Source organism: Borrelia persica No12 (assembly GCF_000500045.1).
Classification (GTDB): domain Bacteria; phylum Spirochaetota; class Spirochaetia; order Borreliales; family Borreliaceae; genus Borrelia; species Borrelia persica.
The window spans coordinates 201275-214744 of record NZ_AYOT01000223.1 but is presented as its reverse complement, the minus strand read 5'-3'; the positions used below and the strand labels follow the sequence as shown (position 1 = coordinate 214744).

The window sequence follows — 13470 nt, the reverse complement described above, 5'->3', positions numbered from 1 at the left end:
AACGCCTCTCCTAATTTAATCAAAATTTAGTTTAAATTTTAAATAAAGTCAATTTTCTTAATCCCCATTGCTCATGGTCTTTAAGAAAATTTCATTGTTTTTACTCTTTTTCATCTTCTCAACTAAAGCCTCAACTCCTTCATAATCATCAACACCACCTAAAATTTTTCTAATAAGTAAAATTTTAGAACGCTCTTCTTCACTTAAAAGCAATTCTTCCTTCCTTGTACCTGATTTTTTAATATTAATAGCAGGAAAGAGTCTTCTATCTGCCAAACTTCTATCAAGAATCAGTTCCATATTACCAGTACTCTTAAATTCCTCAAATATAACTTCATCCATCTTACTTCCAGTATCAACTAAAGCTGTAGCTATAATAGTAAGACTACCTCCTTCTTCAATATTTCTAGCAGAACCAAAAAACCTTTTTGGTTTGTGTAAAGCATTAGAATCAACACCCCCTGAGAGTATCTTGCCAGAAGTTGGCATAGTCTGATTATAAGCTCTAGCAAGCCTTGTAATTGAATCTAAAAGAATAACAACATCTTTCTTGTTCTCAACTAATCTTTTTGCCTTCTCTATAACCATCTCTGCAACCTGCACATGTCTACTAGCCTGTTCATCAAAATTAGATGCAATTACCTCACCCTTAACACCACGAATCATATCAGTAACCTCTTCAGGTCTCTCATCAATAAGTAAAATCATTAAGATAATGTCTGGATAATTAGTAGTAATTGCATTGGCTATTTTTTGAAGTAAGGTAGTTTTCCCAGCTTTTGGAGGTGACACTATTAGCGCCCTTTGTCCTTTTCCAATAGGTGCAAACAAATTAATAAGCCTTGTAGAAATATTACAATTTTCATACTCAAGATCTAATTTTGAACTAGGATATAAAGGTGTTAAATTATCAAAAGGTATTCTATTTTGTGCAAATGTAGGATCCTGATCATTAATACTTTTAATCTTAATCATTGCAAAAAATCGCTCACCTTCTCTTGGGGATCTAATTTGTCCATACAAAATATCACCCGTCCTCAAATTAAAAAGCCTAATTTGAGACGGCGAAACATAAACATCATTGCCACCAGATAGATAAGAATTAGATGCTGTACGCAAAAAACCATAGCCATCACTTAAAACATCAAGAACACCAGTAAATAGAACATTAATATTATGTTCTGTTAATATTTTAACAAGCAAAAATATCAATTCTGTCTTTTTCATTGTTACTGCAATAGTATGATTAGTACCAAGTCCTTCAACAACTTTTCTAATTTCAGTAATTGGCTTATCATAAAGAACATCAACAACTATAGAATCCTTACCACCTAAAAAATTAATAATATTACTTTGTTCAAGAGTCTTAATACTGCTCTCCAAATCTGAATCGGGTATATCATAATCAAAATCAGGCAATATTTCATTAGATTCTCTTAATTTATCAATATTAGAACTTTTAGAACCACCAGAAATAGGTTCTTTTTTGGTGACAACTTTAACTATTTTTTTCTTATTATTATCTTCAATTTTTAATTCCTTAGAAGAATTTAAACGCTTCATTTCATCCTCTAAATCAAATTCCTCACATTTTTTATCCATAATCTCCTCTATGAGATAAATTTTTAAGAAGGGTATTTTTATTTAAAATAATAATTAATCATTAAATAATAAAACATAACATTAATTCACTGCAAAGTATCTTTTAATTGTGACACTGTAAAAGAAAATAAATCTATGCTCTCATTAGATTTAATCATTTCACATTTACCATCAAAAACTATATTATCATTAATAAATATCTTTTTTGTCTTAACATCACCATATATTTTACAACCACTATTTAAATAAACCTTACTACTAGCATTAACATTTCCCTTTAAAATTCCCTCAATTATCAATGTATCACAAATTACTACATCAGTAATCACTTTACTATTTTTACCTATAAAAAGTATTCCTTTTTCTGAAAATATTTCACCTTCAAAAGACGAATCAAGATATAAAGCACCTTCAAAATTCAACTTTCCTCTAAAAATTAAACTTGAATCAAGCTTACAATCCCATTTGTAAGAATCCTTAACATTTGCAGGCATTAACTATCCCTTAATGCTCCAAACCCGTTCTTTTAAATCTTTTCCTGGACGAAAATAAGCAACATGATGATCATCAACATTCACATATTCACCTGTCTGAGGATTACGAGCATTTTGGCGACCTTTTCTCTTTCTAAGCTCAAATGTACCAAACGATCTAAATTCTATAACATTATTAAGACAAAGACTGTTTTTAAGTTCTTCAAAAAAAGCATCAACTACAAGCCTTATATATTTTTTTTCTAATTTCTCATTATTACTTTTAATGTTCAAAAATATTTGGTCAACAATATCTGATTTAGTAACCTTGGGTCTTCTTAAAAAAGACATAAGCTAGTTCCTTACTGTAATAACAAAATACTCAAATTTGATTTTTTACGTGCAGCTTTGTTTTTATGTATTATGCGCTTTCTAGCAGCAGTATCTAACTTTTTTGAAACAAACTTAAAAAATTGCAAAGCTTCATCTCTCTTGCCTTCTTTTACAAGATTTATACAACGTTTTTCTAGCGTCTTTAATTCACTCTTAACACTTACGTTTCTCAAATTTCGCTTCAAATTTTGCCGAGCTCGTTTTAATGCTGATGGATTATTGCCCAAATTAAACTCCTTAATGCAGCAAGCATAATAATAAATAATATACCAACTAATTAGAATATAGTCAATCACACACTAAGAACGCTTATTAAAATACTTATCAATATAAGCAAATACTTTTTTCATAGAATAAGACATTCCTTCATTACTGATATAAACTTTTCTAAAGGCATTCTTATAAGGATAAGTAAAAGATAAATACCCATTTCTATTTAAATCAGAATCATCAACAAACACCTTAGTGAAAAACTTATAAGAATACTCTTTGCCAGAAAAGATCTTTCTCTCATAAACAAGATTTTCCCTAAATTCATAAAAAATCACTAAATCTCTAAAGAGCAAAATATCTTTTATTAAAACCTTAGTTCCTAAAAATACAACAAAAGAAAACATTATTATACTATCAAATGAAATATAATAAACAAAAATATTAATCAAAATACGAAATAAGTACATTAACAAATAAATACCTGATACATAATATCTTATGGGAAATTCTTGTACTTTTGTAATAAATAAATCACTTCTTATAAGTCTAAGTTTCTTAAAAAACTTACCCAAATACTCTTTTCTTAAAAAACACATTTTGATTCGTAGACCATTATTTAAACTTAAAATCAACATATTATCTAACAATCTTTTTTCAATCCACATGATATCATTAAAATCAAAATCAATTTTAAAATAAAATCTTTTATAGAAAACTCTATTTTCTCTAAAATCAATTTCATAAAAATATCTTAAATAAGAGACCATTACAAAAAGATTTATAAACGTTAAAAAAACAATAAAAATACTCAAGTTGCCTCTATACAACAACATATAAAATATAGAAAAGCTTATATTAAGACAAAAAATAAAAATTAATCTGATTGTATAAAAAAACAATTTGCGCATCTTAATGTTTTATCTAAACATTAAATTTAAATAAAATTATATCACCATCTCTTACCAAGTAATCTTTTCCCTCAAGTCTAAGGCGCCCCTTCTCCTTTACACCATTAATGCCCTGAAATTCAACTAAATCATCAAATGAATACACTTCTGCTTTAATAAAACCTCGCTGAAAATCACTATGAATAATGCCTGCAGCTTCTGGAGCTTTCATTCCATCCATAAAAGTCCACGCTCTAACTTCTCGTTCTCCTGCAGTAAAATAGGTCCTCAAACCCAAACTATAATAAGCAGTCCGTATTAAATGACTAAGACCACTCTCTTTTATTCCCATAGACTGTAACATTTCTTTTCTTTCACTTAAATCTTTAATTTCAACAAGTTCCGCTTCAATCTTAGCACATAAAATTAAATAATTATTACCCTCACTTAAAGCTATATTTTTAACGATATCAGTATATTTATTACCACCAAGTGAATTCTCATCAACATTGCAAACATATATAACATTTTTCATAGTCAAAAGATTTAAAGATTTAATAAAATTATAACCAAAATCATCAAACTCAAATTTGCTTGCCGGTCTAACATCCATTAAATGTTTTTCAAGCTCCTTAAGAAGCGAAACGATCCTCTTTGCATTTTCTCTAATATTTTTATCGGCACCTTGTGTATTTTTTTCATTTTTTAAAATGCTTTTTTGTACGGTTTCAAGATCTGCAAGACATAACTCTGTATTAATTGTACCTATATCTCGTTGTGGATTTATATCTCCATCAACATGAATAATTTCTTTCTCTTCAAAGCACCTAACGACATGAACAATAATAGAAACTTCGCGAATATTTGCCAAAAACTTATTACCAAGTCCTTCTCCCTTAGAAGCTCCCCTTACAAGACCTGCAATATCAACAAATTCTATTACAGCAGGAATTGTTTTTTTTGATGCAACCAAATTAGCAATTTTTAAAAGTCTCTCATCAGGAATTTCTACTATTCCTATATTAGGATCAATGGTACAAAAAGGATAATTAGCAATCTCTGATTGTGACGCCGTTAAGGACGAAAATAAAGTAGATTTGCCAACATTAGGCAACCCCACTATTCCCACATTAAGTGCCATAAATAAAACTCCATAAAGTAAAATCTAGTTAATTAAATATGCAAATTCACCTCTACCTATTTGTTGATTAAAATTTACTTCAACAGACAAATTGTAATATCCATTAAGTTCTTGAGAGCTTGGATAATCATATTCAAGCAAATAAGTTCCTGTTTTCTGTTTCATCATCAAATCATAAACTTTAGATACTCCCTCATAAGATGAAAAAGGAATAATTGCGCCACCAGTTTCATTTACTAAATACTGCAATTTAGACTCAATAGGATTATTTCCAAATAATATCAAATAAAATCTAATATCATTATTCTTATAATAATTTAAAATAGTATCTACAGAATATCTACTAAAAGCAGAATGATTCAATGATCCATCACTAAAATAAATAACAGCTCTTCTTGCACTCTTTGACATAAGTTCAGAACCTGCAAGTTTAAGACTAACATCCGTCTTTACATCATTTGAATCATAAACGCCAAGAGAATTTGTTTTATGAATTGTACTTAACAAACTCTCAATATTATCTACCAAAGGTAGATTTGTTGAATTTATAAAACTAAACTTTTTGTTCTTTCTAGATTTTATAAGAGTATTGACACTAATAATCTGTTCTGACTCGTAATTTCTCATAGAAAAGGATTTATCAAAAACAATTGCTACATTCATATCATTAGAAGTATTAATATCATAAGCAATTTTAGGATTTACAATATAATATCTATCATTAGCAATCGCAAAATTTTCACTCTTTAAACCTATAATTGGCAAGCCATTCCTATTGCTAACATTAAGCTCCACATAAATTTTAGAACTTCCCCCCACCCTAATTACTCTACGAACATCAACATTTAAACTATCATAGACACTAACATCACTTTTATAAATTGAAATTTGAGCATTATCAAAATCTGATACAATCATTTGATTATTAACATCAATAATTGAAGACGAAATTTTAGAATCAATCTTATCTGCTTTTAAAAGCTTAACAAAAGTTTTACTTAAAATACTGTACTTATAAACACCATACTTTGAAGATATAATAATACTATTACCTTCAACATCACTACTAAGACCTTCTATTCCTTCAAAAGAAGTTGTAATAAAATACAAATGATTACCACTAGTATCAAACACCTCAACAGAATTTTTAGGTGCATCAGCAACATAAATATTACCATTCAAATATGTAACACCCGTTGGCCCCAAAAGTCCTGCATATCCAACTGTTTTCATGCCAAAATTTAAAATAAAATTACCCTTAGCATCAAATTTACTGATCCGTTTATTTCCCCATTCACTAACATAAATGTAATCTCTCTCGTCAACTGTTATATATTGAGGAGCAAGTAGCTCTCCAGCAGCAGTGCCCTTCTTCCCAATTGAACCTTTTTTAATACCAAAAGTCTTATCATATATACCGATCTCATCGTTTGAATAAAGCGTCACATACAACAGATCACCAAGCTCAATCACATCATAAGGCGATTTTAGAGAAGCAATGCCATCCTTCACTAAAACACGAACGTTATTATTAGCATCAAAATGTAAAATTTCGTTTCCTACAAAATTAACAGCATAGTAACCACCATATTGATCGGCTTTTAAAGACGTAATCTGATATCCATTTGGTCGCTTATAAATGGAATTATCAAGAGATGCAACTTGAATAAACTTTTCAACATTGCCAAGTTCATTATTTAATGATATACCCCTTCTTTGTTCGATTATAGATATCAATTGTCTAAGATAAGCTGCCTTATATCCTTGAGATTGCAAATTTCGCCATTCCATCAAAGCTTCTTCAACATGTCCCAATCTATAATAAACATTTCCTATCCAAAAATGATAATCAAGATTACTTGGATCAAAGCTTAAAACTCTCTTAAAAGACAATAAAGCATCATCATAAAGTCCATTATTATAAGAATTGAGTGCCCATTTAAATTCTTCTTGAGCATCCTTATTAGTAACAATACCTTGAGCATATAAAACAAATACATTTATAAAAAAGAAAACAATCATAGTAAATAGTAAAATCATTTTCTTTATAATTAAACAAATACTACATAAATTTAACATTTTCACACGAAAGATATAAAAAATATAAGACACACTACACATACTGTATATATTATACTATGCAATATTGTATATTAAATATATTCTTTAATATACAATATATTTTTATAAACAAAAATTAATACAAAAAGGAAAACAATGAAAACAAGATATTTTTCTCTAGCTACATTTTCTGGACTACTTACAAGTCTAGCGATTCCAAACGAAATAAACAATATGGGATATTCAAGCATTGGTTTGATAGCATACATACCACTTTTCATTGCACTAATTAAAATAAAAGATAAAAAAATTATAATTACTTTAACAATCTTTTATTTTTTAATAGCCAATAGCTTACAAAATTTTTGGCTTGCATTCTTCTATTCATTCGGAATCATTACGTTCCTAGGAGCAATAATTGGATATATTCCTTATGCTTTAGTTTTAGGATATTTATTATACTATTCACTTAAAACCTTTAATAACAAAACATTAACACTAGCCATACTTTTTACATTTTATGATTACTCAAAATCAATTGGATTTCCAGCATATCCTTGGGGATTTTCAGCATTTATGGTACATAATTTCAACGATCTGATACAAGTAGCTGATATCTTTGGGGTCTTTTTTGTATGTTTTGTAGTCTACTTTTTTAATGCAGGAATTGCAAATTTTTTAATCAATCAAAACAAAACAAACACATTAAGCATGTTATTTTCGCTTCTATTAATAAGCACATCCTTTGCTTATGGAAACATAAAAAAAATAACATTAAATCCCATCTTAAGTAAGGAAACAGATACATTAAATATTGCAGCAATTCAGGTTAATATTGATTCTTGGTTTCCTGGAAATCGTAAAGAAGGTATTAAAAAATCCATTACAATTACGCAACAAGCATTAAAAGAACATCCAAATACGGAACTTGTACTCTGGAGCGAAGGAGCATTAACTTATCCCTTCAACAATTACAAAGATTATACTTATTACGATCACGAATTGTTTGAATTATATAACTCAGTAAATGAGCTTATAAGAAACAATAAAGCCTATTTTGCAATTGGTTCACCATCAAAAACAAACAAAGAATCACTAACATATCAAAATTCTGTTTACGCAATAAAACCCAATCTTGAGATAACCAATATATATTCCAAAATATTCTTAGTCCCATTTTCAGAAAAAATACCATTTTATGAATATCAATTTATAAGACAATTTTTCAATAACAATTTTGGCATCTTTGGACAAAGCAATGGAAATAAGCTTGAAATATTAAAACTAAAAAAATTTAATATAGGTTTTTTAATATGCTATGATGATGCGTTCCCAGATCTTGCAAGAAGCTATAAACGACAAAAAGCCAATTTACTATTAAACTTCTCCAATGATTCTTGGTCACATACAAATTCATCAGAATGGCAACATTTCGTAGTAGCAAAGTTTAGAAGCATAGAAAACGGAATTAAAACCATTAGAGCCACCAATTCGGGAATAACTGCTGTCATAAATGAATATGGTGAAAATATGAAGAACTTAGAAACATTCACAGAAGGATATCTAATATCAAAAATAAAATTGCCTCCAAGATTCACAACAATCTATGAATACACTGGAGACTTATTTATATATGCCTTGGCAATAGCAATCGTAATTATGACACTAAGATCTTATTTTACTGCTAAGAGTACCCATTTGTTATCTTGATTTACAAAACATAAAGTTTGAACATCTCTCCAAAATGATATATTTTTAGTAATATCATTTCTCTTAGCTTTAACTTTGACACTATAAGACGTATCTGTAGTTTTTGTAATATGCAAAGATTTTAAATCATAAAAATCGTCAACTGAAAGATAACTTAAATCGTCTTTACTTAAACCATCTAAAGCAAATTCCAAATCGGCAATAAAATCAGCTTTAGGTGTAACATTTCCCAAAACTTTAACATCATCAGCCACAACAGAATCAAGCAAGTTCAAATCTTGTAAAAGAAAAGCTCTCACAAATTTGTTAAACTGAAATCTCACTGCCTGCTCTTTATGATTTTTTCTCTCTCTATCAGCAACATATTCTATTTTAGGAGCATTTGTAACTTCGCTAATTTCAATATTATCATGAGTTATTCCTGGAATATCATCAAGTTTTACATCATCAAATGAAAGAAAACCTGTATCACCTTCTAACTTCATTTTAGAATCAATATCTTCTACAGCACTTTTAATATCAACTTCTTCTTTTAAGTTTGGATACATTTCCAAAGCTTTCTTTTGAAAAATTCTTCCCTTTGCAACCTTTCCAACATCAATATATCGTTGTCCAACCTCATAATAAAAAATTGCAAGTTCTTTTTGTCTATCATCAATTAAAGAACCATTACTTGCAAATAAATTAATAAAAATACAAGAAAAAAACAATAATACCAGCTTTTTCATGTTAACCTCCAATAAAACCTAGTCATTCCAAAAAAACAAAATCAAAATAATAATTTCAAAGATTATAAACAATTATATTACAAGTTTTTCTTTAATAAAAGTCATAAGATTGTTTTTATGTTTATCATCAAAAATATTTATTCTATCATAATTAAACATTAATTTGGGTGACAAATCATAACTATCATACCAATCCAAGTATCTATTATTAAGTTTTTCAAGATAATCTTTAGAAATACATGCCTCACAACTCCTATTTCTTCTTTTAATGCGATTCTCAGCCTCTGCAACACTACAATCAAGATAGATCATCAACGCCGGTTTTTGAGAATACTCTAACATATTATCAAGCAAATTAAGATATATCTTATATTCATTATCAGACATATATCCTCCATCATTCAAAAAAGAAGCAAAAACACAATCACCATAAATAGATCTATCAAGTATCCCTTCCCCCTTAGCCTTAAATATATTTTTTATAAGTTTAAATCTTTCATTTAAAAAATTAATCTGCACTGGAAAAGCCCATCTGGCTTTATCCTTATAAAACTCATTTAACATAGATAATGTAAACTTATTATTTAATTCAGTATAAAAAGGAATTCCAAGCTCTAGAGATAAAACATGTCCCAGTGTAGTTTTACCTACCCCTATTAATCCTTCAATTATAATTACCAAGCCTACCTCCAAAATTCACAATTAACCAACCAATTAATAGTAAGAATGCATAATTTAAACATATAAAAACATAACTATATATTAATAAAAAAGACAATCAAAGATTTTGATAAACAAATTCAATATAAGTAAATTTAAGATTTTAAATCATTGACATTGACAACAATAAAAAATAAAATTTCTATAGTTATGAAGTAATCCTATATATGTTAATCAATTTAGAGGACGCAAATGGATCATCAATCCAAACTAATCGATTTTAAAGCCAAAATGATATTGCCTAAAAAAATAATTAACAAGAACATAGAAAAAATACATGACAAATTTTGTAATATAAAAATAAAATTTATAAGTAAAATTAAAATATTGATAAAAATTTTAATCATTAAATATAGATACCATATAATTAAAGGTATTATGAGAACAAATAAATCAACAATAAAAAATATCATATTGGTTATTGGTTTTACCATAGATACAATGATTTATGAATTCAAATTAAAAGGTAAAAAATGATTTTAAAATATAACCTTGATAATACAAAAACAAAATGGATACTAGACAGCTTAAACATTCCAAAATCACTCTTACCTAAACTGCAACAAAGCTCAAAAATATATGGAAAAAATAATTATTCAATAAGAAGAACAGAAATAATCATTTCAGAAACCTCAGGTAAGCAAATTCAATGGCTAAGAGATAATTTAGAACTATTAAAAATACACAGCAATATAAAGACAATAGCAACCTTTGTAAACGATAATGAAGATACCCATATTGTACCAATATTGATAAGATTTGGAATACATCATTGGAACCCCTATTCCACAAAACAATTATTAAATCTAAATATCTGGCAGGACTTGCCATAGGATATTGGAAGATTATAAAAAAAATTAAAAGTCTTAAAAATTAACAAAATATTTAAAACTTTGATGGAAAAAATAAAAGGAAAGATTTAATTGACAACTGGCATAAAGCTATTAAAAGAACAAAATCTTAGATTGAATCATCAATCACTATTTTTAATACTAATCTTTTAAAATTTAAGTAGTATTTATTATACAGTTAAATATATAGAATTAATAATTTACAAAGAAAATGGAGATGTTAAATTATGAAAAAGATATTTAATTTTTTAAAACCAGCACCTCACATACAAAGGCTAGAAAAAGAATTACAAGGCCCATTGTATAAAGAATTAAGACTACAAATCTTTATTTCAATACTTGTCGGATATGCTGGATTTTATTTAACAAGAAAAGTTTTTTCATTTGCAATGGACGAACTTCAAAAAGAAGGCTTTAGTAAAAGCCAATTAGGAATAATTTTATCTGGAGTTTCACTTGCATATGGATTTTCTAAATTTATTATGGGAAACGTATCAGATCGAAGCAATCCTAGATATTTTTTACCACTAGGATTATTTTTAACAGCAGCAATCAGCTTGATATTTGGATTCTTTCCATGGAAGCCAATTACTATAACAATTGCTGCAATATTAATGTTCATTTTAATGTTTACAAATGGATGGATTCAAGGTATGGGATGGCCAGCATGTGGAAGGACTATGGTTCATTGGTGGTCACAAAAGGAAAGAGGCACAATTGTTGCCACTTGGAACATATCTCATAATATAGGAGCAGGACTAGCTGGAATAATATCTAGTTGGGCTTTGAAATACTTTAATGAATGGCAAGCAATATTTTATGTACCAGCATTTATAGTAATAATAATTGCAATATTTGTATTGATTACACTAAGAGATACTCCTCAATCTGTAGGATTACCACCAATTGAAGAACATAACAACGATTATCCTAACAATCATACAGAAAATGTTGAAGAAGAACTTACTGCAAAAGAAATATTTATGAAACATGTACTTAATAATAAGTTACTATGGTACATAGCCGTTGCTAATGCATTTGTATACTTTGTAAGATACGGAGCATTAGATTGGGCACCACTATATCTTAAAGAAGTTAGAAATTTTTCTATTAAAAATACAGGATGGGCATATGCCTTCTATGAATTCTCAGCTATTCCTGGAACACTACTTGCTGGCTGGATGTCTGACAAGGTTTTTCACGGAAGAAGATCTGAAACTGGAATAATATATATGATTGCCACTCTTATTACAGTGATTATATATTGGTACTTACCAGAAAATACTCCAATACTCACAACCTTTTTACTAGCAATAATAGGATTTTTCATCTATGGACCTGTGATGCTTATAGGTCTTCATGCTCTTGATCTTGTACCTAAAAAAGCTGCTGGAACTGCTGCAGGATTTACAGGAGTATTTGGATATATAGGAGGGGCTGTTTCTGCTAATGCCATAATAGGTATTGTAGTGGATAACTCTAGTTGGAATGTTTATTTTTATCTATTAATAATTTCATGCATACTCGCAATAATATTTATAAGCCTAACACTCAACAAAGAAAAAAACTATCAAAATAACCGACAATAATAATTGTATAAAAATGAAGGCTTAATAAATAAATGTATATTATAATATACTCATAAAATATAAGATATAAGAGGTCAAATGAATGAAATCAAGTAAATTTAAATTATTGATGTTTGCAATAAATACTTTTCTCATAATTTCTTGTGCAAAGGAAAATCAAAGCATGAACAAAAAATCAGCATTAATTATAGCTCACAGAGGTGCAAGCGGATATTTGCCAGAACATACCCTAGAATCTAAGGCATACGCTCATGCATTAGGAGCTGATTACATAGAACAAGATATTGTTTTAACAAAAGATAATATTCCTATCATAATGCATGATCCAGAAATAGAAACAACAACAAATGTTGCCACACTATTCCCAGACAGAGCTAGAGAAAATGGAAGATATTATTCCGTTGATTTCACATTAGCAGAAATCAAATCATTAAGTCTTAGTGAAAGATTCGACCCAGAAACAAAAAAACCAATATATCCTAATCGTTTCCCTGTAACTGGATATGATTTTAAAATTTCAACCTTAGAGGAAGAAATACAATTCATACAAGGATTAAACAAAAGCACAGGAAAGAATATTGGAATTTACCCTGAAATCAAAAAACCTCTTTGGCACAAACAACAGGGTAAAGATATATCCAAAATAGTAATAGAAATTTTAAACAAATATGGATATAAATCAAAAGAAGACAAGATTTATCTTCAAACATTCGATTTTGACGAAATTAAGAGAATAAGAGAAGAACTTGGATATCAAGGAAAATTAATAATGCTCATTGGAGAAAATGATTGGGAAGAAGCACCAACAGATTATGAATACATTAAATCAGAAGAAGGCATGGCTGAAATTGCAAAATATGCTGACGGAATTGGACCTTGGATACCTCAAATCATAATCAATGGAGAAATCACAGGTCTTACAAGTTTAGCACATAAATATAACATGAAAGTCCATGCTTATACATTTAGAACTGATGCATTGCCTTCATATGTAAAAAATGAAAATGAACTATTAGATTTATTATTTAACAAAGCTCAAGTAGATGGCCTATTTACAGACTTTGTTGATATAAAAGTAAAGTTTATGCAATAAGAACCATAA

At 28.5% G+C, this 13470-nt stretch carries 13 protein-coding genes; 4 read left to right on the top strand and 9 right to left on the bottom strand.

Annotation, left to right across the window (positions count from 1 at the left end; all coding sequences use genetic code 11):
* Positions 1-57: 57 nt before the first annotated feature.
* From rho to U881_RS0108630, 7 genes are all read right to left on the bottom strand, one after another.
* Positions 58-1563, bottom strand: coding sequence for a transcription termination factor Rho (gene rho, locus U881_RS0108660; protein ID WP_407637313.1), 1506 nt, complete (start codon positions 1561-1563; stop codon positions 58-60).
* Positions 1564-1688: 125 nt separating this feature from the next.
* Positions 1689-2096: a bactofilin family protein gene (locus tag U881_RS0108655; protein WP_024654033.1), complete on the bottom strand. Its 408-nt coding sequence runs from the start codon at positions 2094-2096 to the stop codon at positions 1689-1691.
* Positions 2097-2099: 3 nt separating this feature from the next.
* Positions 2100-2426 carry an HU family DNA-binding protein gene (locus U881_RS0108650; protein ID WP_024654032.1) on the bottom strand — a complete coding sequence of 109 codons (327 nt, stop codon included), beginning with the start codon at positions 2424-2426 and terminating at the stop codon, positions 2100-2102.
* Between the two features lie 11 nt (positions 2427-2437).
* On the bottom strand, positions 2438-2695 hold the full coding sequence (rpsT, locus tag U881_RS0108645; protein WP_024654031.1) for a 30S ribosomal protein S20: 258 nt from the start codon (positions 2693-2695) through the stop codon (positions 2438-2440).
* Between the two features lie 72 nt (positions 2696-2767).
* Complete coding sequence (locus U881_RS0108640) at positions 2768-3493, bottom strand: hypothetical protein (RefSeq protein ID WP_235048167.1); 726 nt, start codon at positions 3491-3493, stop codon at positions 2768-2770.
* Positions 3494-3602: 109 nt separating this feature from the next.
* Entirely contained in the window at positions 3603-4709 is a 1107-nt protein-coding gene (gene ychF, locus U881_RS0108635; RefSeq protein ID WP_024654029.1) for a redox-regulated ATPase YchF, read from the bottom strand.
* 24 nt (positions 4710-4733) lie between these two features.
* Positions 4734-6749 carry a tetratricopeptide repeat protein gene (locus U881_RS0108630; protein ID WP_407637312.1) on the bottom strand — a complete coding sequence of 672 codons (2016 nt, stop codon included), beginning with the start codon at positions 6747-6749 and terminating at the stop codon, positions 4734-4736.
* A 177-nt stretch (positions 6750-6926) separates the two neighbouring features.
* Here U881_RS0108630 and lnt point away from each other — a divergent pair, with 177 nt between their 5' ends.
* Positions 6927-8480, top strand: a complete 1554-nt coding sequence (gene lnt / locus U881_RS0108625; RefSeq protein WP_024654027.1) for an apolipoprotein N-acyltransferase — start codon at positions 6927-6929, stop codon at positions 8478-8480.
* Here lnt and U881_RS0108620 read toward each other — a convergent pair.
* Together U881_RS0108620 and U881_RS0108615 are read right to left on the bottom strand one after the other, a co-directional pair.
* Complete coding sequence (locus tag U881_RS0108620) at positions 8444-9208, bottom strand: hypothetical protein (RefSeq protein ID WP_024654026.1); 765 nt, start codon at positions 9206-9208, stop codon at positions 8444-8446. The genes lnt and U881_RS0108620 overlap by 37 nt on opposite strands.
* A gap of 72 nt (positions 9209-9280) precedes the next feature.
* A complete protein-coding gene (locus U881_RS0108615) occupies positions 9281-9889 on the bottom strand; it encodes a deoxynucleoside kinase (protein WP_024654025.1) in 609 nt (202 codons plus the stop codon).
* Between the two features lie 512 nt (positions 9890-10401).
* On the opposite strand from U881_RS0108615, the gene U881_RS0108605 reads away from it, so the two are divergent.
* From U881_RS0108605 to glpQ, 3 genes are all read left to right on the top strand, one after another.
* Positions 10402-10761, top strand: coding sequence for a hypothetical protein (locus U881_RS0108605; RefSeq protein ID WP_024654023.1), 360 nt, complete (start codon positions 10402-10404; stop codon positions 10759-10761).
* 245 nt (positions 10762-11006) lie between these two features.
* Positions 11007-12368 (top strand): glycerol-3-phosphate transporter, encoded by a 1362-nt coding sequence (gene glpT, locus U881_RS0108600; protein WP_038364150.1) that lies wholly within the window; start codon positions 11007-11009, stop codon positions 12366-12368.
* Between the two features lie 82 nt (positions 12369-12450).
* Positions 12451-13461: a glycerophosphodiester phosphodiesterase gene (gene glpQ, locus U881_RS0108595; RefSeq protein WP_024654021.1), complete on the top strand. Its 1011-nt coding sequence runs from the start codon at positions 12451-12453 to the stop codon at positions 13459-13461.
* The last annotated feature ends 9 nt before the right edge of the window (positions 13462-13470 follow it).